Source organism: Arthrobacter silviterrae, assembly GCF_011045165.1.
GTDB classification, from domain to species: domain Bacteria; phylum Actinomycetota; class Actinomycetes; order Actinomycetales; family Micrococcaceae; genus Specibacter; species Specibacter silviterrae.
This window is the reverse complement of the sequence record NZ_JAAKZI010000007.1, coordinates 47,216-73,090: the sequence shown is the minus strand read 5'-3', so window position 1 is coordinate 73,090 and position 25,875 is coordinate 47,216. Positions and strand designations below refer to the sequence as shown.

General features: G+C 67.3%; 23 protein-coding genes and 2 tRNA genes. 8 read left to right on the top strand and 17 right to left on the bottom strand.

What is annotated here, in order from left to right:
- Positions 1-186 precede the first annotated feature (186 nt).
- Positions 187-1,650, top strand: coding sequence for a purine-cytosine permease family protein (locus tag G6N77_RS06025; RefSeq protein ID WP_165181123.1), 1,464 nt, complete (start codon positions 187-189; stop codon positions 1,648-1,650).
- A gap of 184 nt (positions 1,651-1,834) precedes the next feature.
- Positions 1,835-2,293 carry an aminotransferase class I/II-fold pyridoxal phosphate-dependent enzyme gene (locus G6N77_RS06020; protein ID WP_205678040.1) on the top strand — a complete coding sequence of 153 codons (459 nt, stop codon included), beginning with the start codon at positions 1,835-1,837 and terminating at the stop codon, positions 2,291-2,293.
- 80 nt (positions 2,294-2,373) lie between these two features.
- On the opposite strand, the gene G6N77_RS06015 is transcribed toward G6N77_RS06020, so the two are convergent.
- The 4 genes from G6N77_RS06015 to G6N77_RS06000 form a co-directional block, all read right to left on the bottom strand.
- Complete coding sequence (locus G6N77_RS06015) at positions 2,374-2,715, bottom strand: FAD-binding oxidoreductase (RefSeq protein ID WP_165181122.1); 342 nt, start codon at positions 2,713-2,715, stop codon at positions 2,374-2,376.
- Positions 2,716-2,877: 162 nt separating this feature from the next.
- Positions 2,878-3,264 carry an FAD-linked oxidase C-terminal domain-containing protein gene (locus G6N77_RS06010; RefSeq protein ID WP_165181121.1) on the bottom strand — a complete coding sequence of 129 codons (387 nt, stop codon included), beginning with the start codon at positions 3,262-3,264 and terminating at the stop codon, positions 2,878-2,880.
- Positions 3,261-3,602, bottom strand: coding sequence for an FAD-binding oxidoreductase (locus G6N77_RS06005; protein ID WP_338083808.1), 342 nt, complete (start codon positions 3,600-3,602; stop codon positions 3,261-3,263). The genes G6N77_RS06010 and G6N77_RS06005 overlap by 4 nt, the downstream gene beginning before the upstream one ends.
- A gap of 294 nt (positions 3,603-3,896) precedes the next feature.
- A complete protein-coding gene (locus G6N77_RS06000; RefSeq protein WP_165181119.1) occupies positions 3,897-4,739 on the bottom strand; it encodes an IclR family transcriptional regulator in 843 nt (280 codons plus the stop codon).
- Between the two features lie 142 nt (positions 4,740-4,881).
- Here G6N77_RS06000 and G6N77_RS05995 point away from each other — a divergent pair, with 142 nt between their 5' ends.
- Both G6N77_RS05995 and G6N77_RS05990 read left to right on the top strand, forming a co-directional pair.
- Positions 4,882-6,069, top strand: coding sequence for a CaiB/BaiF CoA transferase family protein (locus G6N77_RS05995; protein WP_165181118.1), 1,188 nt, complete (start codon positions 4,882-4,884; stop codon positions 6,067-6,069).
- A gap of 123 nt (positions 6,070-6,192) precedes the next feature.
- Positions 6,193-6,741, top strand: coding sequence for a DUF3515 family protein (locus G6N77_RS05990; RefSeq protein WP_165181117.1), 549 nt, complete (start codon positions 6,193-6,195; stop codon positions 6,739-6,741).
- Positions 6,742-6,744: 3 nt separating this feature from the next.
- On the opposite strand, the gene G6N77_RS05985 is transcribed toward G6N77_RS05990, so the two are convergent.
- From G6N77_RS05985 to murA, 5 genes are read right to left on the bottom strand one after another with little or no spacing between them, the layout of a single operon-like run.
- Positions 6,745-7,839 (bottom strand): methyltransferase, encoded by a 1,095-nt coding sequence (locus tag G6N77_RS05985; RefSeq protein ID WP_306986921.1) that lies wholly within the window; start codon positions 7,837-7,839, stop codon positions 6,745-6,747.
- 59 nt (positions 7,840-7,898) lie between these two features.
- Positions 7,899-9,047 (bottom strand): D-alanine--D-alanine ligase family protein, encoded by a 1,149-nt coding sequence (locus tag G6N77_RS05980; protein ID WP_165181116.1) that lies wholly within the window; start codon positions 9,045-9,047, stop codon positions 7,899-7,901.
- Between the two features lie 3 nt (positions 9,048-9,050).
- A complete protein-coding gene (locus G6N77_RS05975; protein ID WP_165181115.1) occupies positions 9,051-10,088 on the bottom strand; it encodes an NAD(P)H-dependent glycerol-3-phosphate dehydrogenase in 1,038 nt (345 codons plus the stop codon).
- Positions 10,085-10,921 (bottom strand): lysophospholipid acyltransferase family protein, encoded by an 837-nt coding sequence (locus tag G6N77_RS05970; RefSeq protein ID WP_240901720.1) that lies wholly within the window; start codon positions 10,919-10,921, stop codon positions 10,085-10,087. The genes G6N77_RS05975 and G6N77_RS05970 overlap by 4 nt, the downstream gene beginning before the upstream one ends.
- A 2-nt stretch (positions 10,922-10,923) precedes the next feature.
- A complete protein-coding gene (gene murA, locus G6N77_RS05965) occupies positions 10,924-12,261 on the bottom strand; it encodes a UDP-N-acetylglucosamine 1-carboxyvinyltransferase (protein ID WP_165181114.1) in 1,338 nt (445 codons plus the stop codon).
- Positions 12,262-12,572: 311 nt separating this feature from the next.
- Here murA and G6N77_RS05960 point away from each other — a divergent pair, with 311 nt between their 5' ends.
- Positions 12,573-13,553, top strand: a complete 981-nt coding sequence (locus tag G6N77_RS05960) for a hypothetical protein (protein WP_165181113.1) — start codon at positions 12,573-12,575, stop codon at positions 13,551-13,553.
- A gap of 137 nt (positions 13,554-13,690) precedes the next feature.
- On the opposite strand, the gene leuD is transcribed toward G6N77_RS05960, so the two are convergent.
- Together leuD and leuC are read right to left on the bottom strand one after the other, a co-directional pair.
- On the bottom strand, positions 13,691-14,290 hold the full coding sequence (gene leuD, locus G6N77_RS05955) for a 3-isopropylmalate dehydratase small subunit (protein ID WP_165181112.1): 600 nt from the start codon (positions 14,288-14,290) through the stop codon (positions 13,691-13,693).
- A 12-nt stretch (positions 14,291-14,302) separates the two neighbouring features.
- Positions 14,303-15,781, bottom strand: a complete 1,479-nt coding sequence (gene leuC, locus G6N77_RS05950; protein ID WP_165181182.1) for a 3-isopropylmalate dehydratase large subunit — start codon at positions 15,779-15,781, stop codon at positions 14,303-14,305.
- Positions 15,782-15,983: 202 nt separating this feature from the next.
- On the opposite strand from leuC, the gene G6N77_RS05945 reads away from it, so the two are divergent.
- From G6N77_RS05945 to G6N77_RS05935, 3 genes are all read left to right on the top strand, one after another.
- Complete coding sequence (locus tag G6N77_RS05945) at positions 15,984-16,703, top strand: IclR family transcriptional regulator (protein ID WP_165181111.1); 720 nt, start codon at positions 15,984-15,986, stop codon at positions 16,701-16,703.
- 232 nt (positions 16,704-16,935) lie between these two features.
- Positions 16,936-19,026, top strand: coding sequence for a family 20 glycosylhydrolase (locus tag G6N77_RS05940; protein ID WP_165181110.1), 2,091 nt, complete (start codon positions 16,936-16,938; stop codon positions 19,024-19,026).
- A 50-nt stretch (positions 19,027-19,076) separates the two neighbouring features.
- Positions 19,077-19,610, top strand: a complete 534-nt coding sequence (locus G6N77_RS05935) for a DUF1697 domain-containing protein (RefSeq protein WP_165181109.1) — start codon at positions 19,077-19,079, stop codon at positions 19,608-19,610.
- 5 nt (positions 19,611-19,615) lie between these two features.
- On the opposite strand, the gene G6N77_RS05930 is transcribed toward G6N77_RS05935, so the two are convergent.
- From G6N77_RS05930 to gltX, 6 genes are all read right to left on the bottom strand, one after another.
- Entirely contained in the window at positions 19,616-21,226 is a 1,611-nt protein-coding gene (locus tag G6N77_RS05930) for a GTPase (protein ID WP_165181108.1), read from the bottom strand.
- The gene (locus G6N77_RS05925) at positions 21,223-23,010 is read right to left on the bottom strand and encodes a dynamin family protein (protein WP_165181107.1); all 1,788 of its coding nucleotides are present in this window, start codon (positions 23,008-23,010) and stop codon (positions 21,223-21,225) included. The genes G6N77_RS05930 and G6N77_RS05925 overlap by 4 nt, the downstream gene beginning before the upstream one ends.
- 144 nt (positions 23,011-23,154) lie before the next feature.
- Positions 23,155-23,230, bottom strand: a tRNA-Glu gene (locus G6N77_RS05920).
- 89 nt (positions 23,231-23,319) lie between these two features.
- A tRNA-Gln gene (locus G6N77_RS05915) sits at positions 23,320-23,391 on the bottom strand.
- 130 nt (positions 23,392-23,521) lie between these two features.
- Complete coding sequence (locus G6N77_RS05910; RefSeq protein ID WP_205678039.1) at positions 23,522-24,250, bottom strand: HAD family hydrolase; 729 nt, start codon at positions 24,248-24,250, stop codon at positions 23,522-23,524.
- Positions 24,251-24,317: 67 nt separating this feature from the next.
- Positions 24,318-25,817 (bottom strand): glutamate--tRNA ligase, encoded by a 1,500-nt coding sequence (gene gltX, locus G6N77_RS05905; RefSeq protein WP_165181105.1) that lies wholly within the window; start codon positions 25,815-25,817, stop codon positions 24,318-24,320.
- Positions 25,818-25,875 lie beyond the last annotated feature (58 nt).

Genomic DNA, 25,875 nt, shown 5'->3' with positions numbered 1-25,875 from the left:
AAGGGAGAGGAAGGGGTGTCCATCGAACATAGCCGCCGCGCGCCGGCAAAATGGACCGGGCGGCACCATTTGCCGCTTTGTCTGTGATCACAGACTAGATTAGTGGCCTGGATCACCGCGACTCGGCCCGCCGTGCTCAGATTGATGGATTAGCTTTTGCGCCACAAATTCCATCGGAGGAACCGCATGTCAAGGATTGAAACAGTAAAGAAGTCAGGGCCGGTAATAGAACGCCGCTCCATTGATTTCGTGCCGCACGGTGAGCGCCACGGCAAGCCGTTTGGCCAGTTCACGCTGTGGTTCGGCGCCAACATGCAAATCACGGCGATCGTTACCGGCGCCCTGGCCGTGATCTTTGGTTCGGACGCTTTCTGGGGCATCATCGGGCTGTTCATCGGCAACATCCTCGGCGGCACGGTCATGGCCCTGCACGCCGCGCAGGGACCCAAGCTCGGCATGCCGCAGATGATCTCCAGCCGGGCCCAGTTCGGCGTGTTCGGCGCCGTCATCCCGCTCGTCCTGGTCATCATCATGTACCTGGGCTTCGCGGCCACCGGCGCCGTTCTGGCCGGGCAGGCCGTGGGGCAGATCATCCCCACGGGCCACCCGGCCGTGGGCGTCATCATCTTCGGCGCCCTGACGGTGCTCGTGGCCACGCTGGGCTACAAGTACATCCACGCCCTTGGCCGCATCTCCACGATCGTGGGCATCCTCGGCTTCAGCTACCTGGCCGTCCAGCTGTTCCTTAAGCACGACGTCGTTGCCGTCCTGGGGGTGGGCGGCTTCGCCTTCCCCACGTTCCTCCTGGCGATCTCCCTCAGCGCCGGCTGGCAGCTAACGTACGGGCCTTACGTGGCGGACTACTCCCGTTACCTTCCGGCGAACACCCCGGCGGGCCGGACCTTCCTTTCCTGCTTCTCCGGCTCCGTGCTGGGCGCGCAGTGGTCCATGACGCTCGGCGCACTGTTTGCCGCGATCGCCATGCCCAAGGGCCACGAGTTCCTGGACGGGCAGGTGGCCTTTGTGGGCGAGCTGTCAGGCGGCGGCGCCATTGCCATCCTGCTGTACCTGGTCGTTGTAGTGGGCAAGCTTACCGTCAACACGCTTAACGCATACGGTGGCTACATGACCATCCTGACTTCTGTCAGCGCGTTCACCCGCCAGTTGCGGTTCGCCCCGTGGGTGCGCTTCGCCTACGTGATCGGCTTCATTGCCGTTTCCGTCATCATCGCCATTGCCGCCTCGGCGGACTTCATCTCCAACTTCAAGAACTTTGTGCTGCTGCTCCTGATGGTCTTCATCCCGTGGAGCTCCATCAACCTGGTCGACTTCTGGCTGGTGTCGAAGGAGAAGGTCGACGTCCCAGCGCTCTACGACCCCAAGGGCCGCTACGGTGCCTGGAATGTGCCGGCCCTGCTGACCTACCTGCTCGGCGTGGTCGTCCAGGTCCCATTCCTCGCACAGTCCATGTACACCGGGCCCATCACCCCGTTGCTGGGCGGCGCGGACATCTCGTGGCTGGTGGGCCTGGTGGTCACGGCCGTGGTCTACTACCCGGTTGCCCGGAAATTCCAGCGCCCTCCCGCGGAGATGGTCTACCCGATCGAGGAGACCGCGGCAGCCGAACCCGTCAATTCCCCGTCGGCATGATCTCGCAAACGGCGGCACGTCCGGTGGTCGAGCCTGTCGAGACCGAGGACCGCTAAACGCCGGAACCCCGTGCGGTCGTGGCCGTCCCCCCGTCTATTCCAAGGCGGGCGGGACGGAGCAGCCCCGGTGGCGGGCGTCGTCCAACGAGTCCTTCCTTCCGCCGTCGGCCGCGGTCCTTGCGGCCGTGGACCGGGCGGCCCGGCAGTGCCAGCAATACCCCACGCTGCAGGGGGATCCCCTGATTGCCGCCCTGGCCAGCAGTCTGGCCGTGGACCCGGCGCAGCCCGTTGCGGGGGCCGGCTCGCTCGCCGTGCTCCAGCAGCTGCTGGCGGCGTTCACGGGTCCGGCAACGGAAGTGGTGTTTGCCTGGCGCAACTATGAGGCCTACCCCATCCTGGTCCGCACGGCGCTTTCCGCGGAACTCGCATTGCGCGGGCTGGATGTGCCGCACAGCGGAGCCAATTTCCTGTGGCTGCCGGTGGGCAGCGGCTCCGGTTCCCTGGAGGCTGCCTGTCTCGCCGAGGGCGTGAGCGTGCGTTGCTTTGCGGGCGAGGGCGTGCGCGTCACGGTCGGCTCGCGGGAGGCAGAGGCGGCCGTCCTTCGCGGCGTGGACGCATGGCTGGCCGCCGGCCAAGGTCGCTAACCGCTCGAGCCTGAAGAACACAAAAGCCGGGGCCGGCACAGTCCACACTGGGCCGGCCCCGGCTTTTTGAGCACCCGCGATTAGGGCAGGGCCAGCACGTTGCCGGGGTTGAGAATTCCCCGGGGATCCAGCGCGTTCTTGATCGCTGCCATGACGGGCAGCGCCGAGGCGTGTTCCTTGGCAAGAGAGGCCACCTTGCCCAGCCCCATCCCGTTTTCGCCGGCGGAGGTCCCGCCCATGGCAAGGGCCCGCTCTACCAACCTCGCGTCGACGGCGGCCCCCGCAGTGTCGCCCGGCGGCAGCACGAACGCCAGGTGGAAGTTGCCGTCGCCCACGTGGCCCACAATGGGAGCCATTACGCCGTGGACTTCGGTGTCTTCCTGGGTCAGGGCAATGCACTTGGTCAGCTGCGAGGTGGGCACACACAGCGGTTGACCAGGTGCTGGGTCCGGGAACCTGTGCGGCGTAGGGGGGAAGGACGTCGTGCCGGGCGCGCCAGATCCGGCCGATGCGTTCGGGGGTGTCGGCATAGTCCCAGCCACGCCGTCGTGCACTTCAGCGAGACTGCGGACGGCGGCGCCGTGCTAGGCAAGGCTGGACGGGGAGCCTTCAAATTCAAACATGAGCGTCGGCATGACGGGCAAACCCAAGCCGGTATAGCGGTTCCCTAAATCCACCGTGACGCTGTCCAGCAGCTCAACCCGGGATATGGGGACGCCGCGTTCCAGGGTGGCCTGGACCACAGCCGTGCAGTCCCCCAGCGCGGGGAAGGAACAGATTGGCACGGCCGTTGCCTCCGGAATCTCGTAGACACGCAGGGTCACCTCCGTCAGTATATCCAGCATTCCAACGGCACTGACAAAGAGGTGAGTGACGTCGTAGCCTGCCGCCGACTTGCGCGAGGGGCCTACTGCGGTGATTAAGGTTCCGGCGCCCGGGACCGCCGTCAGGTCCAGCACGTTTTCCTTCATGGTGCCGTAGCGCACCGCCGTGCTGACATTGGCCCCGTGGAGGCCATGCCGCCCACCCCGGCATCCACGCCGGACCCCACGGGGAAGGCCAGCGCGTGCGCGGCAAGCTCGGCATTGAGGGCGCTTTTCATGGCGCCGCACTGCACCGTGGCGTCGAAGTCCTTCGCCCCGATCCGCAGGATCCTGTCCATGCCGGAGAGGTCCAGGCAGACAGTCCCCGCGGAGCCGTTGGCGCCGCCCTCCAGGCCGGTGTCTGCTGCGATCGGCACCACGGGTATGCTGTGGCGGTGGCAGATCCGCAGGGCTGCGGACACGTCTGCGGTGCCGGAGCACCGCACCACTGCCAGGGGCGGCTCCCAGGCAGGTGGGACCTGTCGTGGCCGCGGGACGCGAGAACTTCGGAGTCCGTGCTGACCTTGGCGCCTGGCGCGGCCCCCAGTTCTTCAAGGGCAGTGGCCTGGATGCTGGCAACCGTCATGGAGGGAATCCTCCGTGGCCAGGGTCGCGGCCGGGCTGCCGCTGCGGGTGGTGTAATCGCCACACTACCTAGCGGCCGCGGGCCAATGACGGCATGTCACGCATCTGCCGCGGAATCTGCCGATGACATACACAAACCATGTGCACCAAAAACTCTATCCGCTCGGCCGCAGCCTCCGGGAAATCTCCGCAGCACAGCGCTTGACCTCGGGCAGCCACTGACTGGCGAGGTCTTCCAGCTGCACGGTGCGCTCCGGCACCGTGCCTTCCGCGGCATGGCGAGCGGCGGCCGCCGTGGACAGCGTCGGCCGGTTGGCCACCGTCAGCGTCACGCTGGCTAACGCGTAGCCGCTGCGGTCCAGCACGGGCACGGCCAGGCTCGAAAAGCCGTCCGTCACCTCGTCCTGTTCCCACGAAAATCCACGCTCGCGGATGCGGGCCAGCAGCTCGTTCAGCGCCTCCACCGAATGGACCCCGTTCTCGTACCGCGTGGGGAACGCCTCCGGCCCCGGGTAGAGCGCCGCCAGCTGTGCCGCCGGCATGGACGCCAGCATTGCCCGTCCGCTGGCGGTGAGGTGCGCAGGGAGGCGCACTCCAGCATCGGTCACCAGTTCGCTTTGGCGCTTGGCACGCTCCTCGATCACATAGATAACCTCGCGTCCGTGCATGACGGCCAGATGCGCAGTGCGCCTGGTGCGGGCCACCAGCTGCGCAATCGGGAAGCGGGCGATGCGCTGCAGCGGTGCCTGCCGCGAGTAGCCCGTGCCCAGCTCGTGGGCGGTCACGCCCAGCGCGTACTTGCGCTCCTCCGGCAGGTGAACCACGAAGCCGTCTTCCACCAGCGCCGCCAACAGGTGGTAGGTGGTGGAACGGGGCAGGTCCACGTCGCGCGCAATGGCGGCTGCACCCACCGGGCCGGCCTGGGCTGCCACGTAGCGCAGCACGGACAGGACGTTCTTGGCGGCCGGGACCTGCGCCGGCAGCTGGGGCGAGTTCATCACACCATGCTACAGCGCCGTTTGTCTGTGATCACAGATACTTCGCCGGGACGTAAAGTGCCGCGACCCATGTTTCGGTGGTCGGATAGTGGGTAAGCCCTCCCGGACGGCCGGGCCGCCACTTACTTAAAGGACCGCTACCATGCCCTCCCCCTCCGCGACAGACCCCCACTCCCCCGCCCTGGGACTGGGGCGCCCTGGCTCGCTTGAGGGCCTACGCGTCCTGGATCTCTCCCGCGTCCTGGCAGGCCCGTTCTGTGCCATGATCCTGGCCGACCTGGGAGCCGAGGTCATCAAGGTGGAGAGTCCCGACGGCGACGACTCCCGCCACTTCGGCCCCTGGTATAACGGCGAGTCCGCCTACTACCGGCTCTTCAACCGCAGCAAGTTCGGCGTCACCATGGACCTTAAGGACCAAGCCGAACGCGGCCGCCTGCTGGATCTCGCCCGGCGCTCCGACGTGGTGATCGAGAACTTCCGTCCGGGCGTCATGGAACGCCTGGGCCTGTCCCCAGCACGACTCCTGGAGGAGAACCCGCGCCTGATCATCGTCAGCATTTCCGGTTTTGGCCAGGACGGGCCGTTGCAGAAGGCGCCCGCGTACGACCTCATCGCCCAGGCCATGAGCGGGCTGATGTCGATCACCGGCCTGCGCGGCGGCGACCCGACGCGCATCGGCATCAGCATCGGAGACGTCATTCCGGGCCTGTACGGGGCCATCGCCGCGCTGGCCGCCATCAACGAGAGGCACACCACGGGCCGGGGCCAGCACATTGACGTTGCCATGCTGGATAGCCTGATCTCCGTGCTGGAATCCGTGGGCATGCGCGCCCTGCACGGCGAGGAGCCGGTAGCGTGCGGCAACGACCACGCCATGTCCACGCCGTTCAGCACGTACCAGACCGGGCGCGGCTCGATCGCGATTGCCATCGCCGGAGACCGCCTGTTCCCCCGCCTGACCGAGGCGCTGAACCGGCCCGAGTGGCTGGAGGACCAGCGCTTCAGCGAGCAAACCCGCCGCAACGAGTTCCCGGTGGAGTTCCGGGCCGCACTGGAGGAGGCCCTCAGCCAATTCACCGACGACGAGGCCCTCGAGCTCATGTCCGCCCACCAGGTGCCCGCGTCCAAGGTGTACAGCGTGAACGAGGCGCTGGACAGCGAGCATTCGGAGTACCGAGGCACGGTGGCCACGGAGTCGGACGGCTTCCGGACCCTGGCCTCGCCGCTGCGCCTGACCGGTTCGGTGGCACCCTCCCCCGCCCCCACGCTGGGCCAGCACAACGGCCTGATTGACCAATGGGCGTCCGGGCCCTTGCGGACAGGACACTGAGTTACCCCGGTTAGAACGGTTGAATGGCTTTCCCTCCGCTTCCTCCGTGCTGGGCAGTTGCGCGGTATTCAAGCGGTGATCTTGGGTGGCGGTGTTCCCAGTTTCACGGACTAGGCTTGGTCCATGCCTTTGAATTCCCTGTCCTGGCGGATTGCTGTGCCTCTTGCCGTCGGCGCCCTGGTCGCGCTGACCGGCTGCGCCCCGTCCGTGGAGGTGTCCGCGGCCAAGGACTCCAACAATCCTGCCTGCGCACCCATGATGGTGGCCCTGCCCGATTCCCTGGCGGACGCCGCGCGCCGCACCACCTCCAGCCAGGCCACGGCCGCCTGGGGCAATCCCTCCCAGATCATCCTGCGGTGCGGCGTGCCACCCCTCGGGCCGACCACCGATCCGTGTGCCACGGTCAACGGCGTGGACTGGGTGCTCCAGCAGGGCGACCCCGTCTGGACGCTGACCAGCTACGGCCGTGATCCGGCCGTCCAGGTGCTGCTGGACCCTAAAAAGACTCCGGACCGCACCGTGCTGGCCCAATTGTCCAGTGCCGTGTCCAAGCTGCCACAGGTCCGCAGCTGCGTGGGACCCGGCGACGTGGTCCCGAGTACGACGCCCTCAGCGGCAAGCACCGCGCCGACAGGCACCGCACCAACAAGCACCGCCCCCGCGAAGGGATAGGCGCTACTTCACGCCGAGTTTCCACAGCGACGTCACTTCCCGCGAACGGGCCTCAAAGAAGGGATCGGCGCGGTCCATGGAGCGGGGGTGCTGCGCCGGCGTGTCCAGCCTGCCAAGCACCTCCAGTCCGCCCCCTGCGATCCAGCCGAGGAGCTGCTCCCTGGTGCGCAGGCCCAGGTGCTCGGCCAGGTCGGAGATGATGAGCCAGCCCTCCCCGCCCGGTTCCAGGTGCGCGGCCAGGCCGTTGAGGAAGGCCCGGAGCATGCGGCTTTTGGGATCGTAGACGGCATTGTCCAGCAGCGTATGGGCCGTGCCGGGAAGCCAGGGCGGGTTGCAGACCGCCAGGGGCGCCCGGCCGGCCGGAAACATGTCGCCGAGCACCGGTTCAACCACGGCTGAGAGGCCAAGCAGCGCCAGATTTTCCTCGGCACAGGCAATGGCACGGGGCTCGCTGTCCGTGGCAACGACGCGCCTTACGCCGCGCCGGGCCAGGATGGCCGCCAGCACGCCGGTCCCCGTTCCGATGTCAAAGGCCAGTTCAGTGGAAGGCAGCTCCGCCTGTGCCACGAGGTCCAGGTACTCGCTCCGGATGGGGGCAAAAGTGCCATAGTGCGGGTGGATGACGGCGTCCAGTGCCTCAACGCGGAGCCCCTTCCGGCGCCATTCCTGAGCCCCAATGGCTCCGAGCACGTCCTGCAGCGGCGCGACGGCGGCCGCCTCCACGGGTCCGGACGCCGCGAGCCAGGCGGCCGCAACATCCGGTGCGCGGCGCAGCGCCACGGCGGGGCCGGCCTCGAGCGGGACCAGCAGGAGCCCGAGAATCCGCGCACGCTGGGAGCGGGCCTGCCGGTGCCGGTAGAACTCTTCCGCGACGCCGCCGCCGTCGTGCTTCTTCCGCCCGGTGGTGCCGTCCAGCAGCCGCCGGGCCAGGGCCGACAGCAGCTGGCGGGCGTTGTGGTAGTCCCCTGTCCACAGCATGGCCCGGCCCTGCACGGCCAAGCGGTATGCCTGGTCTGCCGTGAGGGAATCATCCACGGTCTCCACGGACTTCGGCGCCGCCACACCCGAGGCCGGGCGCCACAGGGCTGTGCGCTCCACGCCGTCCTGCGTCCAGGTGACTGCTGCGGCGCCGTCCTGAGCGCCATGCTGGCCGGCGCTCAGCGCAGGCCGGTCTTCCTGGTCAGGGCCAGCTGGAGGAGTTCGTCAATCAACTCGGGATATGACAGGCCTGAGGCAGCCCACATCTGCGGGTACATGGAGCTTGGCGTGAACCCGGGCATGGTGTTGATCTCATTGATGATGAGCTCCCCGGCAGCCGTGTAGAAGAAGTCCACCCGGGAGAGCCCCTCAGCACCGACGGCGTCGAAAGCCCGTGCCGCCTGCTCCCGGACGCGTGCAATGTCAGCGTCCGGCATGTCGGCCGGGCAGCTGAGGTTCACGGCGTCGCCCTGGACGTATTTGGCCTCAAAATCGTAGAACTGGTGGTGCGCGCCGTCCACCATGGCGATCTCGCCCGGCAATGAAACGCGCGGCGCGGCGCTCCCCCGGCCCTCCAGGACGGCGATTTCAATTTCACGGCCCACAATGCCGGCCTCAATGACCAGCTTGAGGTCGTGTTCGCGTGCCTCCGCGATGGCGGCATCCAGCCCGGCCGGGGAATCCACCTTGGAGATGCCCATGGAGGACCCTGCGCGGGCGGGCTTCACAAACACCGGGAAGCCCAAGGCGGCCACGCGCTCCCGGACCAGCCCGGGCGAAACGGTCCACTCGCGGTCCGTCACGGCAACATACGGGCCCACCGCCAGGCCGGCGGCCTCAAACACCACCTTCATGAAATGCTTGTCCATGCCGATCGCGGACGCCAGGACCCCGGCTCCCACGTAGCGGGTGTCGCTCAGCTCCAGCAGTCCCTGGATGGTGCCGTCCTCGCCCCACGGCCCGTGCAGCAGCGGGAACACGACGTCCACGGAACCGAGCTCCTCGGGAACGGCGCTGGATTCGGACACCACCAGCTGGTGGTCCCCGCCCAGGTGGGACAGCGAAACGGACTTGTCCCCGGCCACCACCTCAGGCAGGGTGCCGGCGCTCAGGGACCACCCGGCAACCTCATTGCCAGCCAGTACCCACTGGCCGTTTTTCGCAATGCCGATGGGGACGACGTCGTACTTGGTCCTGTCAATGGCACCCATGACCCCTGCCGCCGTGACGCAGCTGACGGCATGCTCGCTGGAGCGCCCGCCAAACAGAATGGCCACCCGGATGCGTCCGGGCGTGGCCGTGCCGGGAACTGGTGCTTGAGTACTCACGCGTTAATCGCCTTCGGATTTCAGTTGGCGGGCCAGCAGCAGCGGCCCGAGGTCGTCGACAGTCAGCTTACCTTCGAGGACACCGACCACGGCGTTGGTAATGGGCATCTCAACTCCCATTTTGGCGGCCAGGTCCTTCACGGCACGCCCGGACTTGATGCCTTCGGCAGTCTGCGTCATGCGGTTGTTGACTTCCTCCAGCGTCAGCCCCTCGCCCAACATCCGACCGGCGGTGTGGTTGCGGCTGAGCGAGGACGAGCACGTGGCCACGAGGTCGCCCAGCCCCGCCAGCCCCGACAGGGTCTCGGCCTTGCCGCCCAAGGCCAGCGCCAGCCGCGTGGTTTCCGCCAGCCCGCGCGTGATGACGGAGGCCTTGGTGTTGTCGCCCACCTTTTGGCCCTCGCAGATGCCCACGCACAGCGCAATCACGTTTTTCACGATCCCGCCGATTTCCACGCCCACCACATCGTCATTGGTGTAGGGGCGGAAGTATGCGGGCGTGCACACCTCGGCCACCCACTTCGCCGTGCTTTCCGCCGCGCAGGCCACCACGGATGCCGTGGGTTCCTGGCGCGCAATCTCCATGGCCAGGTTGGGCCCGGAGACCACCACCACGCGGTCCGGGGTGAGGTTCAGTTCCTGTTCAATGACCTGGGACATGCGCTGGTCCGTGCCCAGCTCCAGCCCCTTCATCAAGCTCACGACGACGGCGTCCGGCGCCAGGAGGCCGGCCCACCCGCGAAGCTGCTCGCGCAGGGTTTGCGCCGGGACTGCCAGCACCACCAGCTCGGCCCTGGCCAGGACTTCCCGGACGTCGGTGGAGGCGGTGATGTTGACCGGCAGCGCCGTGGTGGAGAGGTAGCGCGGATTCCTGTGGTGGTTGTTGATCTGGTCGACAACTTCCTGCCGGCGACCCCAGAGCACAATGCTGCGGCCGGTGCCTTCCGCGGCATCGCCGAGCACCTTGGCAAAGGTGGTGCCCCAGCTTCCCGCGCCCAGTACGGCAACCTTGGCCGGTGCCAGGCCGTCCACAAAGCTCACTTGGGGTCCCCTGTTTCCGGTGTGCCGGCGTCGTCCTTGCCGGGTGTACCGTGGGCCTTGGCGCCCCGCTCCACGAAGCGGCCGTGGGTTGACTGGTGGTGGGCCGTGGGGTCCCAGCGCTGGGCCGGCGCGCTCTCGCCGCGCAGCGGTTCCAGCAGGGCCGTGATGTCCGCCATGATGACCTCCGTCATGGCTTCCAGCGTGGCCTTGTCGCCCGTCCTGCCCATGAATTCATCCAGGTTGACGGGGTCCCCCACCACCACATGCGTCTTCTTGCGGGGGAAAATCTTGAAGCCCTTGGCATAGCGGGGGAACACCTCCTGGGCGCCCCAATGGGCCACCGGAACCACCTTGGCACCCGTGCTGAGCGCCAACCGCGCGGCGCCGGTGCGGCCCTTCATGGGCCACAGGCCCGGATCCCGGGTCAAGGTCCCCTCAGGATAAATAACGACGGCGCCGCCCTCACCCAGCACCCTTTCGGCGCCTTCGAGCGACTTCCCCGCCCCGACGCCGCTGCGCTCAACGGGGATTTGGTGGGCACCCCGCAACACGGCGCCCAGGACGGGCGTGCGGAACAGTCCGTCCTTGGCCAGGAAGTGGGGCATGAGGTTTTGGTTGTAGAGCATGTGGCCCACCACTATGGGGTCAATTTCGGTGCAGTGGTTGGGCACCACAATGAAGCCCTCGCCCACGGGCAGCTTTTCCAGCCCGTGCCACTCCTTGCCCGTGAGCAGGTTCATGGCCGGGCGGGCCACGCCGGCCAGGATGGCGAAGAAAACGCGGGTGCGCAGGGACATTCCGGCAGGTTTGAAGGGCCGCTTGCGATCAGCCATTCCTACACCAGCGCCTGTTTGGAGTCGTGGACGTCGAAGTCGGCGCCGAGTGCGTCCAGCTTGCCGGTGAAGCGCTCATAGCCGCGGCTGATGATGTCAATTCCGGTCACGGTGGAGGTGCCCTTGGCGGCGAGGGCGGCGATCATGTGGCTGAATCCGCCGCGCAGGTCCGGGATGTCAATGCTGGTGCCGGTGAGCGGGGTGGAGCCTGAAATGACGGCCGAGTGGATGAAGTTGCGCTGGCCAAACCGGCAGGGGACACTGCCCAGACATTCGCGGTGCAACTGGATGTTGGCGCCCATGCGGGCCAGGGCCTCGGTAAAGCCGAAGCGGTTTTCGTAAACCGTTTCGTGGACAATCGACACACCCTGGGCCTGCGTCAGCGCCACCACCAGCGGCTGCTGCCAGTCGGTCATGAAGCCGGGGTGGACGTCGGTTTCCAGGACCAGGGGCTTGAGGTCGCCGCCGGGGTGGTAGAAACGGATGCCGTCGTCGTGGATGTCCATGCCGCCTCCGATCTTGCGGAAGGTGTTCACGAAGGTCATCATGTCCCGCTGGCTGGCGCCCTCAACGTAAATGTCGCCGCCCGTCACCAGTGCGGCCGAGGCCCACGACGCCGCCTCGTTGCGGTCCGGGAGCGCCGTGTGGACGTAGCCGGTCAGTTCCTTCACGCCCTCAATGCGGATGGTCCTGTCAGTCTGCACCGAGATGATGGCGCCCATCTTTTGCAAGATGGCAATCAGGTCAATGATTTCCGGTTCCGTTGCCGCCCCGCTGAGCTCGGTGATGCCTTCGGCCCGGGTTGCCGAAAGGAGCACCTGTTCCGTGGCGCCGACGCTGGGGTAGGGCAGCGAAATCTTGGTGCCCTTGAGTCCGTTCGGTGCGGTGATCAGGATGCCGCCGCCCGTCTTGTCCACCACGGCGCCGAATTTGCGCAGCACTTCCAGGTGGTAGTCGATGGGCCGGTCGCCGATCTTGCAGCCGCCCAGGTCCGGGATGAACGCGTGGCCGATGGAGTGGATCAGCGGTCCGCACAGCAGGATGGGGATGCGGGAGTCGCCGGCATGGGTGTTGATTTCCGAACTGGACGCCGTCTTGACGTTGGCCGGATCCATCGTGAGGTCGCCGGTGACGGGGTCCTTGACCACCGTGATGCCGTGGATCTGCAGGAGTGAGGTGACAACTTCAACGTCCTTGAGCTCCGGCACATTGCGCAGGATGGACGGTGAGTTTCCCAACAGGGCCGAGACCATGGCTTTTGGCACCAGGTTCTTGGCCCCCCGCACCTGCACCCGTCCCTTGAGCGGAACTCCTCCGCGGACCGTAAGAATCCTGCCCATAAATACACATCCTTTGTTGCGGCTCGGTTCCCCTGGCATGCAGGAAGCCTCAGTCAAGCATAGTTTCTTCACCGAAGATGCCGAAACGGAACAGCGGATGGGGGCTCCGGCGTCGTGATTCCATGCAGGATGCCGATTCGGACTTTTGATCCTCATATCCCGGGATCAATAGTCCACCTCGACATCCTGGACCAATCCGCCCCTTTCGGGCAGCCCCCGATCCGTCCTCCACAAGGGGAGCCGGGGACGGGGTTGCCCACATTCGGGGCGATGGCCGGTTCCAAGCCGCCGGGACACGGAACCATTGACGCATGACCACGCTTGAATTGCCGCCCTTCATCAGTGCCCCGAGCAAGTTCGTCTCCGAGCACGGCAGCCGGCAGCTGTCCAGGCGCGCGGCGTCAGGGGAATTGGTCCGCGTGCGGCAGGGCCTTTACCTGCCCACGGAGGTGTGGGCTGCGCTGAAACCGTGGGAGCAGCACCGGGTTCGGGTCCAGGCCGTGCAAGAACTGGCCGTCAATCCGCCCGTTTTTGCCAGGGAATCCGCCGCCGAGGTGATGGGGCTTCCCGTATTCGGCGTGCCCCTCCTGGTCCAGACGGTCATCCCGCCCGGAACTCCGGGCGGGCAGAGCCGCAACGGCGTGCGGCGGATCATGGCGGTCGAAGGGGATCCGGAACCGTGGGCCATGTTCGGGCTCAGGGTGACCCGGCCAGTGGAGACGGCCCGCGACCTGGCCGTCCACCTGCCCCTCGAGCGTGCCCTGCCAGCCATGGACAAACTCCTGCAGGGCAAGATTCTCCCCGGCTCGCCCCACGGTACCAATCTGACGTTCGGGGAGGAGCACATGCGTGAATCCCTTGCCAGACTGGGCTCCATGGCCAAGCAGAACCGGGTCAGGCGGGTGCTTGACGTTGCCGACGCCGGCGCACAGTCAGCCGGGGAATCCAGAAGCCGTGCCATCATGATCCTCAATGGATTCCCCCGGCCCGTGCTGCAAAAGCCCTTCTTTGACGACTGGGGGCTGGTGGGCTATCCGGACTTTGACTGGGAGGAATTCAAGGTCATCGGTGAATTTGACGGCTTCGAAAAGTATTCTGCCCAGCGCTACCTCAAAGGCAAAACGCCGTCGCAGGTGGTTGTGGAAGAGAAGAAACGGGAGGACCGGCTGCGGGCGCTCGGCTACACGGTGGTCCGCTGGGTCTGGGACGACCTCAGGGATCCACGGCTGCTGGTGGCCAAGCTGCACAAGGCTGGACTGCCGTCCGGTTCCGGGAGCCGGAAACGTGTTTGATCGCTGCGGATGCCGATCCGGACATTTGAGCCTGAACTATCGGGCTCAATTAGCCGTTTCGACATCCTGGGGCCGGGACGGACATTCGCCCCCGGTATACCAGGGGCGAAAGTCCGTATCGCCATCCGGAGCGAAAGTTAGCTCTTGGCGGGCAGGGTGGTGGGCTTGAAGGACGGGCGGGTGGCCTCAAACGCGGTGATGGCCGGTTCGTCCCGCAGGGTCAGGCCAATGTCGTCGAGGCCTTCGAGCAGACGCCAGCGGGTGTAGTCGTCAATCTGGAACGGCGCCACCACCGAACCGGCGGTGACCATCTTGGCCTCCAGGTCCACCGTAACCTCGGTGCCCGGCGCGTTCTCCAGGACCTTCCAGATCAGCTCGATGTCGTCCTGGGCCACCTCGGCTGCCACCAGGCCCTGCTTGCCGGAGTTTCCGCGGAAAATGTCGGCAAAGCGGGAGGACAGCACGGCCTTGAAGCCGTAGTCCTTGAGCGCCCATACGGCGTGTTCGCGGGAGGAACCGGTGCCGAAGTCCGCCCCGGCAACTAGCACGGAGCCGGCGTTGAACGGCTCTTGGTTGAGGATGAATTCAGGGTTTTTGCGCCAGCTCGCGAACAATGCATCCTCAAAGCCGGTGCGCGTGATGCGCTTCAAGTAGACGGCGGGGATGATCTGGTCGGTATCGACGTTGCTCTGGCGCAGCGGAACACCAATGCCGGTGTGGGTGGAGAACTTTTCCATGGGGTGAGCTCCTTACGCTACGGTGCTGGCTGCGACGCCAATAGGTTCAAGGTCCGACGGCGAACTGAGGGTTCCGCGCACGGCCGTTGCGGCTGCGACCACGGGCGAGACCAGGTGGGTGCGCCCGCCCTTGCCCTGACGGCCCTCAAAGTTGCGGTTTGACGTGGAGGCGCAGCGCTCGCCCGGCGCCAGCTGGTCCGGGTTCATGCCTAGGCACATGGAGCAGCCGGCGAAGCGCCACTCCGCACCGAAGGCCAGGAAGACCTTGTCCAGTCCCTCGGCCTCTGCCTCGAGCCGTACACGGGCCGAGCCCGGGACAACCATCATGCGGACATTGGGGTCCTTTTCGCGGCCGCGGACGATGTCCGCCGCGGCGCGCAGGTCCTCGATCCGGGAGTTGGTGCAGGAACCCAGGAACACCGTGTCCACGCGGATGTCCTTCATGGGCGTGCCGGCTTCCAGGTCCATGTAGGCCAGCGCGCGCTGGGCGGCCGCCTTGGCGTTTTCGTCGCCGAAGGACTCAGGTGAGGGAACGGCGTCGTTCAGGGAAACGCCCTGGCCCGGGTTGGTGCCCCAGGTGACAAACGGTTCCAGGGTGTTCGCGTCCAGGAATACTTCGGCGTCGAACGCGGCGTCGTCCTCGGTGGCCAGGGACTTCCAGTACTCGACGGCGGCATCCCACTCGGCACCAACCGGGGCGTGGGGGCGGCCCTTGAGGAATTCGAAGGTGGTCTCATCCGGGGCGATCATGCCGGCGCGGGCGCCCGCCTCGATGGACATGTTGCAGATGGTCATGCGGGCGTCCATGGACAGGGCGCGGATCGCGGAGCCGCGGTATTCCAGGACGTAGCCCTGCCCGCCGCCGGTGCCGATCTTGGCAATGATGGCCAGGATGATGTCCTTGGAGCTGACGCCCGGGCGCAGGGTGCCTTCAACGTTGATGGCCATGGTCTTGAACGGCTTCAGCGGCAGGGTCTGGGTGGCCATGACGTGCTCCACCTCGGACGTGCCAATGCCGAACGCGAGCGCGCCGACGGCGCCGTGGGTGGAGGTGTGCGAGTCGCCGCACACCACCGTCATGCCGGGCTGGGTCAGGCCCAGCTGCGGGCCCACCACGTGGACGATGCCTTGTTCGGCGTCGCCCAGGGAGTGGAGGCGGACCCCGAATTCCTTGCAGTTGTTGCGCAGCGTCTGGATCTGCGTGCGGCTGGTGAGGTCGGCGATGGGCTTGTCGATGGCGATCGTGGGGGTGTTGTGGTCCTCCGTGGCGATCGTCAGGTCGGGGCGGCGCAGCGGACGGCCGGCCAGGCGCAGCCCTTCGAAGGCTTGCGGTGAGGTGACTTCGTGGACGAGGTGGAGGTCTATGTAGAGCAGGTCGGGCTGGGCTGCGTCGCCGTCGCCCTCGCCCTGCTTGACCACGTGGTCGCGCCAAACTTTTTCCGCCAGCGTCTTCGCTGCCCTGCGGGGCGCCGCCGTGGAAACTGCCGGCACCTGTGCTGAGCCCTGTGCGTCAGGTGTGGTTGCCTCGGTCACGGCCAGCTCCCTTCATGAATTGATCCCGGCGTCATGGTGCCATGGGATTGGCACGGCCGCCCGGATCTTTGGTTGTTATGGCTCCACTGTCCCAGCCTCGGGCCCGCGGATGCCAGCCCGCGGATTTGCATCTCACATGTTGAGACGTCAATATCATTACATGGACAATTCTAGTGGCGTTGGCGTCATCGATAAAGCGGCATTGGTGCTTGATGCACTGGAAGCCGGCCCCACCACCCTGGCTCAGCTCGTTGCGGCAACCGGCCTGGCCCGGCCCACCGTGCACAGGTTGGCACTGGCCTTGGTACATCACCGGCTGGTCAGCCGGGACATGCAGGGACGGTTTGTGCTGGGCAGCCGGCTGGTTGAGCTGGCCTCGGCGGCCGGCGAGGACCGGCTCATCGCCGCCGCCGGCCCGGTGCTCCTGCAACTGCGCGACTCCACGGGTGAAAGCGCCCAGATCTTCCGCCGCCAGGGTGATTCCCGCGTGTGCGTGGCGTCCGCCGAGCGCCCCATCGGCCTGCGCGACACCATTCCGGTTGGCACACAGCTGACCATGAAGGCCGGTTCCGCCGCACAGGTCCTGCTCGCCTGGGAGGACCACGAGCGCCTGCTTGAGGGCCTCCACAACGCCCGCTTCACCCCCACCGTTTTGGCCGGCGTTCGACGTCGGGGCTGGGGGCAGTCGCTCGGCGAACGTGAGCCCGGGGTCGCCTCGGTGTCCGCCCCGGTGCGCGGCCCGTCCGGGCGCGTCATTGCCGCCGTCTCGATTTCCGGCCCCATTGAGCGCCTGACCCGCCAGCCCGGCCGCCTGCACGCGGAAATTGTCTGCAACGCCTCCCGCATCCTGACCGAGGCCCTGCGCAAGACCAACGACTGACCCTCTCCCCCGCCAACTGTGTGTCAGAAACTGCACGAAATCACCCTATTTTGACGTGTTTTCGTGTAGCTTCTGACACACAGTTTTTAAGCGGGGGCGCGCGATCTCGGCAATGATGACGCGTCGAAGTAACCACGGCCGTCAGTGTTGGCCCGCACCGGCGGCCAGTGTAGCGTCGATCCCGCACGCCCGGCAGCCTCTGCCAAGCCACCACCGATGGAGCACCTCCCGCATGAAGTCCCCGCTTGACTCCCGGCAACTGTCCGGTCCGCAGCACTCCGACCCCGACTTTTCCCGGCGGTCGTGGGAAGGCACGCAGGGGGTCCATGCCCAGTTCGTGGACCTCGACGGCCCGGCCATCCAGCTCGGCTTTTCCTTTGACGGGGATTCCCGGCGCGCGGCGGGCCACAACCTGCCCACGAGAGGCACTGCCGTAAGCCGCGGGATGGTCAACAAGCTCGTGACCGGCGTCGAGCCCAACACTGAATACCGCGTGGAACTCCAGATCCGGGGCACCGGGCTCATATGGGGCATCTTCGACGCCGAGCACCGGCTCCACTACCGCGGGCTTGCCGCCGGGGGTCCCCGGGCCGAGCGCTACAAGGGCCAGCAGACGCCCGGCAACGGCACCGAGTGGGAGGCCGTGACGGCCACAATCACCACCGGCCCGCGCACCACAGAACTGAACGCCTTCTGCATCATGGCCGAAAACACCGGCCCGGGATACTGCCGCCGCATGGACGTGACCCGGATCGGCCCGGCCGCACACCCCGCCCGCGCCCCCGAGACGTGGTCCGCTCCTCCGCCCGCCCCCAACGGATTCCCTGTCACCATCCCCGCCGTCCGCCGCTTTGAAGCTGCCGGCGGCAGCTGGGCCCCGGCCGACGGCGTCACGCAGGTCACCGTCGACCCCAGCTGCCGGCGGCAGCTGGGCGACGTTGCCGGGCTGGTGGCCGCCCAACTGGCCGAAGCAGGGTTGGCCAGGGGCGCCGTCGTCCGATTTGGCACGGCCGTGCCCGACGGCGTCCACCTCACCCTGGGTGCCGTGGACACCGCCGGTGCGGCCCGCGTCCAGGCACATGAGGCCTATTCGCTGCGGGTGGCCGGGGACGGCGTTCACGTGGTTGCCGGCGGACCGGCGGGTGCACTGTACGCCGGGGCCACGCTGGTTCAGGCGCTCAAGGGTGCCGGCGCACTGCCGCAGGGCACCGTGACGGACTGGACGGACCAGCCATGGCGGGGGCTGCAGGTGGATTCCGGTCGGCGTTATTACTCACTCGCGTGGCTCAGGGACCACATCCGGGACCTGGCCTACACCAAGCTGAACACGCTGTTCCTGCGCGTCAAGGACAGCGAGGGGCTCCGGATCGAAAGTGATGTGCTGCCCGGAATTGTGGACAACAGTCCCGGGGGCGGACACTGGACCAAGGCGGAGGTCCGGGAGCTGGTGGAGTTTGCCCGGCGCCACCATGTGAGCGTCATTCCGGAGTTTGACGTGCCCGGCCACTCGGAAATGGACACGCTGGTCTACTCGGAATTCATGTTTCCCGGCGGCGCGGGCGAAGCCGCCGGGTGGGACTATTCGCGCCCTCAGGTTCGCCGGCTGCTGGCGGATGTGCTCCGCGAGACCGGCGAAACCTTTGACAGCCCGTTCGTTCATGTGGGCGGCGACGAGTTCTTCGGCCAGGACCACCCCAGCGCCCTGTCCTGGATCCGCGCCGCGACCGGAGACCCGTCCGCCACCCCCGTGGACGCCTATCTCCAGCTGTTCAACGAACTGGCCGCCGCGATCCGGGCGGACGGTCGGGGCACCATCATGTGGAACGACATGATCAACGGCAAAAACAAGGCCGTCGCCCTGGACAAGGACATCCTGATTGCCTACTGGGCACAGATTTATGAATCGCTGTCCGCCGAGGACCTCATCGCGGACGGCCACCAGCTCATCGGCTCCTCCTCGGATTTGTACCATGATCTGTGGCCCCCTCTGAACCCGGACGACGTACCAAACATGACCATCAACCAGCCGCTGCCCGAGTACCAGTGGGAAACGTATCTGAACCCCTACGTATACTCCCGCGGCTGGTCGGAACCGGCTCGCCTCACCCCCGGCGCCGAGTCCGGCTCCCACGGCCAGCTGTTCCCCATCTGGGACGACGCCCACGGCTGGGCCCCCGAGCAGCTGCTGACCCGCACCCTGCTCCCCCGGCTGCGCGTCCACGCCCAGTCCGCCTGGAACTCGCCGCCGCCGGCGGCAACCTTTGCCGAATTCGACGAGCACCTGCGCTTCTTGGGCCACGCCCCGTTCTTCGGGACCGGCTAGGGACCGGCTAGGGCTCCCGGGCAGGGCCGCCCGCCGGGTAGGGTTTTGCCATGACAAAATATGCGGTGTTCCTGCGCGGCATCAACGTGGGCGGCATCAACATCAAAATGGCCGATCTCCGCACAGCCCTGCAAAAACTCCCGCTCACGGGCGCCAAGACGCTCCTCGCGTCCGGCAACATTGTGTGCACGGCGAAAGTCCCGGCAGCGGAACTAAAGTCCCTGGTAGAAGGCTGCCTGCGGGAAAACTTCGGCTATGACGCCTGGGTGGTGGTCCTGGACCAGGAGCGCCTTGATGCGGTCATAGAGGCCTGCCCGTACCCCGCGGACAGCAAGGAACAGCACAGCTACGTCACGCTCTCCTCCGACCCGGCCATCCTCGACGAACTCGAAACGCTGGGAGGCGGGCTGGCCGGCGTCGAACTGGCAAGGCTCTCCCCCGAGGCGCTCGCCTGGCCGGCCCCTGCCGGCGGCACCCTGGATTCCCCCTTCAGCAAGCTGTCCGCCAAGGCCAAATACAAGAGCACGACGACGACCCGCAACCTGCGCACGCTGCTCAAGTGCCGCGACGCGATGGCACCGTAGCCCGGTTACTGGGCAGCGGCGAGGGCTTCATGGAACGCCCGGCAGCGGTCGACTTCGGCCTCCGTGGGGGCAACCACCAAGGCCTCCGCCGCCCCGGCGATGCCCTCCCGGAGCCGGCGCCGCGCCATGGCGGCACGCCCCCGGGCACCAGCCGCCGCAATGAGCTTGCTGGTCACGGCCAGAAAAATCCCCAGCACCACGCCAGCCAAAACCATCAGCGTGGGCAGCGGCCAGCCCTGCTCGCGGGGCACCTCCGGGACGGGCAGCTGAAAATAGCCCAGCGCAGCAAGCACGCCCAGCCAGGCCAGCCCGCCCACGGCCACCAGCAGCGCCAGCCACTGGATGACGGAGAACACCGGCCACCACCAGGCGCCCTTGTTCGCCTTCAGGTCAGCCGAGGCAACCGCCTGATCCAGGGCATCCGGCAGGGCCTCGCGGTTGCTGCGGGCTGCCGCCCGGATGGAGGCCCGCCAAGGACCGGCGGCTCCGCTGCCCGCTGCGTCCGCAAAGTCGCGCACCGCCGAATCCAGCCGCGCCTGTTCAGCCACGCCGGCCGGCGGCAGCGAGGTCCGGTTCACGTCCGGCCCGCCTTCCCTGCGCAGGCTCAGGCGGCGCAGCGGATCCTGCCGGAAGCGGGACATCCACCTCGTCACGGGCCAGCCGGTCCGCCGTGTGGCCTCCAGCCGGTAGGACGTCTGCACGGCGGAGACCACCGTTTCCATGTGCACGGCGTCTGCAAGCCCGGCGGCGAGGGCCTTGCGGTCCTGCTGGTGGATCCCTGCGGCATCCCCCGCGCCGGCCGCGTCGGCGAGGTGGCGGGCGGCCACGGCCACGTCCGCAGCCAGCCTGGCGGACTGGGCCTGCCGGGCCTTCACGACGGCGGCGACCCGCCGGCGCAGCACGTCAATCCCTTCCCCCGTCACGGCCGAAACGCCCAGCACCGACACCTTGCCCAGCCCGTCGCGGTCCAGAATCGACGACAGCGATTCAAGCACTGGCTTGACCTCGGCAGTGGCCAGCCGGTCCACCTGGTTCAGGACCACCAGCGTCACGGCGGCGTGGGCGGCAAATGGCCTGACGAACTCGTTGTGGATGGCCGCGTCCGCATATTTTTGCGGGTCCACCACCCACACCAGCACATCCACCTGCCCGGCCAGGCGCTCCACGGTTTCGCGGTTGGCGCGCTGGACGGAGTCAAAGTCGGGCAGGTCCAGCAGCACCAGCCCCCCGGCGTCGTCGGTGAGGCCGGGCACCGGGCCGCCCTCGCGCCGCTCCGAAACCTCCAGCCAATCCAGGAGCGGCGCGCTCCCGGCCGGCTGCCACACCATGGCCAGCGCTTCGCTGGTGGTGGGCCGCCGCACGGTCACGCGCGCCGCATCCGTGGCGGCCACGGCGTTGAACAGAGACGATTTTCCGCTTCCCGTGGCGCCGAAGAACCCCACAACGGTGTGATCCGCGCTCAGGGACCGCCGCGAGGTGGCCCGTTCCAGGACGTCGTACGCCTGCTGCAGGGCGGAATCGTCCAGGCGGCCCTCACCAAGCTCGCGGGCTTCGTTGAGTGCCTCAAGCCGGCGTGCCAGGGCCGATTCCGTGCGTGCGTCGCGGTGCCGGCTCATGCGCCCTCCCCCAGTTTCGCCAGTTCCACGGCCAGCTCGCGAAGCCTGTCAGCTTGGGGTGTACCGTCCTGCTGCGTCCCCAGTCGCTCCAGGAAGCGCTGTCTTTGGCCGTCCAGCAATCCTTCGCACCGCTGATCCAGGGAATGGCGCGCCTGGTTGGCCAGCCGCCGCACTGCGTCCTCGCCGAACACGGCTTCCAGCAGTTTTTGGCCGACGACGGCGGTGCCGCCTGCGATGCCGATCTCCGCCCCCGTCAGGCCTCCGGTCAGGGAGAAGACGAAAATCATCAGGACCACGCCCATCCCGTTCACCCCGAAGGAAACCCACCGGGCCTGTGACCGCTTGGCGGCACCTTCCGTGCGTATCATGGCGAGCACGTCACCCTGCCAGGCGCGGATTTCGGCGGCGACGTCGGCGGGGAATTCGGCCGTGGTGCCGGAGAGGTCGTCCGTTCCCAGCAGCGCCCGGCCTGCCGGATCGGAGCGCCAGCGCTGGTCGGCATCCTCCGCCGCACGCGAGGCTTGGTCCACAATCACGGCCTGCAGCCCTGTTTCTATGGCGGCCTCCACCTTCACGGCCGGCGGCGGCTGCCCCTTGAAGAACGCGCCGATCCTGTCGCGGACGCGTCCGATCCCGCTTTCCAGTGCGCGGAAGAAGTCGCCCGTGCCCACAAAGTCCTGCCAGCGGGCCAGCACTTCCCCGCGCAGCAGGGAGCCGTCGCTGGTGGCCTGGGAGATGCGCCCCGCGGCGTCCGCGAACGAGGCGGTGACGTCGCCCGCCAGCTGCCGTCCGGCGTCGTCCTGGTCCTTGACCGCCTCCGCAAGGCCGGCCACTTTCCCGGACAGGGCGCGCACCGTGCCGTTGAGCGTGCGCCGCGCAATCCCGGAGCGCCCGGCCGCATCCGCGGCAATGCCCTGCAGCCAGTCGCGGATGGGCGCGGTGGCGGCAGGGGGCAGCATGCCCAGTGGATCCAGCGCTGTCTCGGCGACCACGAAAAGTTCGGCACCGGCCAGCCCCTCGCGGGCCAGCATGGAGCGGAGGTCGGCACTGACCTCCTCCGCGGCACCTGCAGGCACACGGTCCAACACCACAGCCACCAGAATGTCCCGGGAGGCGGCGTCCACCAGCAGCTTCCACGGCACGGCGTCGGCGTAGCGGTTGGCGGTGGTGACGAAAAGCCAAAGGTCCGCCGCGGCCAGCAGCTGTGAGGCCAGGGCGCGATTGTCATCGGAGATGGAGTCCACATCCGGCGCGTCCAGCAGGGCCACGCCTTCCGGGACGGCGGGGTCCGCAAGCAGCACAAGCGACTGCATGGCGGAGGGGTCCGGCGCGGCGCCGGCGCTGGTTGCAGGGGTTCCCGCGCCGGCCAGTTCCCCGCGGACGCGGGACAGCGTGGGCAGCACACGCGGGGAGGCAAACCATGGTGCGTCCTGCGGGTGGTGCAACAGGATGGGCTGGCGGGTGGTGGGGCGGATGGCGCCGGCCCGGGTGACGGGATGGCCCGCTAAGGCGTTCACCAGGGTGGACTTCCCGGCCCCCGTGGAGCCACCCACCACGGCCAGCAGCGGCGCGTCCAGGCTGCGGTACCGCGGGAGGATATAGTCATCCAGCTGGCCCACGGCGCTCCCGGCAGTCCTGCGTGCATCTGCAGTGCCGGGCAGTTCGAGCCCGAGCCGGAGCGAGGCCAGCTCCCCCCTCACACCCTCCAACAGCGCAACCGAAGCGTCCTGCACGCCGGCGGCACCGGCGTCGTCCCTGAAATTGCCATTGAAGGTTGGGTTCACAGCTTCATCATGCCAGTTCCGGCCCGTGCTGGGCGGGATTGCTGGGCGGAATCTGTGAAGTTGCTTGGAGCGGCGGGGTGAAGTACCTCGGAACGGCGCCGGGCATGCAAAAGGCCGGGAAGCTTTTCAACTTCCCGGCCTTGTTGGTGACCCCAGCGGGATTCGAACCCGCGTTACCGCCGTGAGAGGGCAGCGTACTAGGCCGCTATACGATGGGGCCCTAATACAACCGATTTTTGCTCGGTGAACTCCAAAAACTTTACTGGAATCTCGCCGAACACGCCAATCGAAAGGCGGCTCTTGCAAGCGCTGGGATACCAGGACTCGAACCTAGAATGTCGGTACCAGAAACCGATGTGTTGCCAATTACACCATATCCCAATGGCTGCGCTCCACCGCCGAATCCACCGGGTTTCCCCGGCCCTTCAGCGGCCCTTGCGCCGGGATAAAACTATACCTGAGAGTTTCCCAGACGCCAAAACGGAACCGCCCGGCACCCCTGAGGCGTGCATCACAGCTGGACGCCGGCGCGTGCCCGCGGCAGCATCAGCCCGGCCAGCCCCTGCACCTCGGCCAGGCCCCCAATGATCCGGACGCCTTCCACGGCCGCGGACGACGGCGGGCCCCCGCCTTTGCGGTCCAGCCAGACACCCTGCAACCCCGCCTGGGCGGAGCCCTCGGCGTCGATCAGGTAGTTGTCACCCACGTAGAGCGTTTGGGCCGGGACGGTCCCCAGCAGGCGGCAGCCTTCGGCGAAGACGCGCGGATCGGGCTTTGCCGCGCCCACGGTGTCGATGCCCACCAGCACGCGGATGCGGGACAGCCCCGCCACGTCCAGCTTGGCCCGCTGGTAGTCGTGGACGTTGTTGCTGACCGCCCCATATGGGAACCCTGCCGCGTCCAGGGCGTCAAGGACGGGAACCACGTCCGGGTAGGCCCGGATGTAGCCTGGCTGGGCCTTCTCAAAGGCCTCAATCCACCACTGCTCGGCAGCCAAGTCAAATCCCGACACGCCGAAGTGGGCCATGACGGCCCGGGCCCGCAGGCCGCGCTGTTCGGCAAACGTGAATTCCCCGGCCACGTACCTGTCATAGAAATGGTCCACGTCCGCCATGTACATGGCCGCGAAGGCATCCCATTCCCCTGCGCCCAGGTGCGGGACCAGCGGCCGGCTCGCCGCGATCATGGCGTCCTTCATGGCCTGGTGCAGGTCCACCAGCGTGTCGTCGATATCAAACAAGACACCCCTGACCGGGGCCGCAGGGGCGCCCGGAACAGGGGTGCAGTGTGCCGCGGTGCCAGCCACGTCAGCCCTGGAAGGCCTTGAGGCGGGCCAGCGAGGAATCCCTGCCCAGGATCACCATGGACTCGAACAGCGGCGGGGAAATGCGGCGCCCGGACACGGCCGTGCGAACAGGGCCAAACGCGAAGCGCGGCTTGATGCCCAGGCCCTCCACCAGGGCGGCCTTGAGCGCGGCCTGAATGTTTTCCGCGGTCCAGTCCTGCACGGGCTCCAGCGCCGCAACGGCGGCTGCCAGGACCTCGTGGACATTCTCTGGGAGGCCCTTGCGGGCATCCTCGGCGACGTCAACGGCGTCGTCGTTCTTGAACAGGAAGGAGAGCATCTCGGGGGCCTCGCCCAGCAGCGTAATGCGCTCCTGGACCAGCGGCGCTGCTTCGGTGAGGATTTCCTCCTCGCGCGCAGTGAGCTGCGGGCCGACCACCCCGGCAGCCTGCAGGTACGGGACCAGGCGGTTGCGGAAGTCCGCTGCCTCCAGCATGCGCACGTGGGTGCCGTTGATGGCCTCGGCCTTCTTGATGTCGAAGCGGGCAGGGTTGCCCAGCACGTCGTGGATGTCGAAGTGCTCCACCAGCTGGTCCACGGAGAAGATGTCCTCGTCGGCGGAGAACGACCAGCCCAGCAGGGACAGGTAGTTCAGCAGGCCTTCCGGGATGAAGCCGTGGTCGCGGTGCAGGAACAGGCTCGCCTCAGGGTCGCGCTTGGAGAGCTTCTTGTTGCCGGCGCCCATGACGTAGGGCAGGTGGCCAAAGAGGGGCAGGTACTCCGCGACGCCGATTTCGAACAGTGCCTGGTACAGGGCTATCTGGCGGGGCGTGGAGGAGAGGATGTCCTCGCCGCGCAGCACGTGGGTGACTCCCATCAAGGCGTCGTCCACCGGATTCACCAGCGTGTAGAGGGGGGCGCCGTTGGGTCGGACCAGGGCGTAGTCCGGGACTGATCCTGCCTTGAAGGTGATCTCGCCCCGGACCAGGTCCGTGAAGGTGATGTCCGTTTCCGGCATGCGCAACCGCAAAGCCGGCCGGCGCCCTTCTGACTTGAACGCAGCAATCTGCTCTTCCGAGAGTTCGCGGTCAAAGTTGTCGTAACCCAGCTTAACGTCACGGCCGGCCGCCTTGTGACGGGCCTCGACCTCTTCCGGCGTCGAATACGACTCGTAAACGTGCCCTCCGGCCACCAGCTTTTTGATGACGTCCTGGTAGATGTCCCCACGCTGCGACTGGCGATACGGGGCATGCGGGCCGCCCACTTCCACGCCCTCGTCCCACGTGATGCCGAGCCAATTGAGCCCGTCAAGAAGCTGCAGGTAACTTTCCTCACTGTCCCGCTTGGCATCGGTGTCCTCGATGCGGAAAATGAGCTTGCCCTGGGTGTGGCGCGCGTAGGCCCAGTTGAAAAGGGCCGTGCGGATCAAGCCCACATGGGGCGTTCCGGTGGGCGAGGGGCAAAACCTCACCCGGACAGGAGTTTCGGCAGTGACAGTGGGGATCGAGGCAGCAATAGTCATGATGAAACAAGTTTAGACGCACCGGATGCCCGGTCCGCGCAGCCACCGGAATGACATT

What these genes read in the sequence shown, in the direction of transcription:
- G6N77_RS05930 (WP_165181108.1), bottom strand. Translation starts at nt 21,226, where the DNA reads ATGAGCCGGCACCGCGACGCACGCACGGAATCGGCCCTGGCACGCCGG.
- G6N77_RS06000 (WP_165181119.1), bottom strand. Translation starts at nt 4,739, where the DNA reads ATGAACTCGCCCCAGCTGCCGGCGCAGGTCCCGGCCGCCAAGAACGTC.
- G6N77_RS05935 (WP_165181109.1), top strand. Translation starts at nt 19,077, where the DNA reads ATGACAAAATATGCGGTGTTCCTGCGCGGCATCAACGTGGGCGGCATC.
- G6N77_RS05990 (WP_165181117.1), top strand. Translation starts at nt 6,193, where the DNA reads ATGCCTTTGAATTCCCTGTCCTGGCGGATTGCTGTGCCTCTTGCCGTC.
- G6N77_RS06010 (WP_165181121.1), bottom strand. Translation starts at nt 3,264, where the DNA reads ATGAAGGAAAACGTGCTGGACCTGACGGCGGTCCCGGGCGCCGGAACC.
- G6N77_RS05995 (WP_165181118.1), top strand. Translation starts at nt 4,882, where the DNA reads ATGCCCTCCCCCTCCGCGACAGACCCCCACTCCCCCGCCCTGGGACTG.
- G6N77_RS05940 (WP_165181110.1), top strand. Translation starts at nt 16,936, where the DNA reads ATGAAGTCCCCGCTTGACTCCCGGCAACTGTCCGGTCCGCAGCACTCC.
- G6N77_RS05945 (WP_165181111.1), top strand. Translation starts at nt 15,984, where the DNA reads ATGGACAATTCTAGTGGCGTTGGCGTCATCGATAAAGCGGCATTGGTG.
- gltX (WP_165181105.1), bottom strand. Translation starts at nt 25,817, where the DNA reads ATGACTATTGCTGCCTCGATCCCCACTGTCACTGCCGAAACTCCTGTC.
- leuD (WP_165181112.1), bottom strand. Translation starts at nt 14,290, where the DNA reads ATGGAAAAGTTCTCCACCCACACCGGCATTGGTGTTCCGCTGCGCCAG.
- G6N77_RS06025 (WP_165181123.1), top strand. Translation starts at nt 187, where the DNA reads ATGTCAAGGATTGAAACAGTAAAGAAGTCAGGGCCGGTAATAGAACGC.
- murA (WP_165181114.1), bottom strand. Translation starts at nt 12,261, where the DNA reads ATGGGCAGGATTCTTACGGTCCGCGGAGGAGTTCCGCTCAAGGGACGG.
- G6N77_RS05970 (WP_240901720.1), bottom strand. Translation starts at nt 10,921, where the DNA reads ATGGCTGATCGCAAGCGGCCCTTCAAACCTGCCGGAATGTCCCTGCGC.
- G6N77_RS05960 (WP_165181113.1), top strand. Translation starts at nt 12,573, where the DNA reads ATGACCACGCTTGAATTGCCGCCCTTCATCAGTGCCCCGAGCAAGTTC.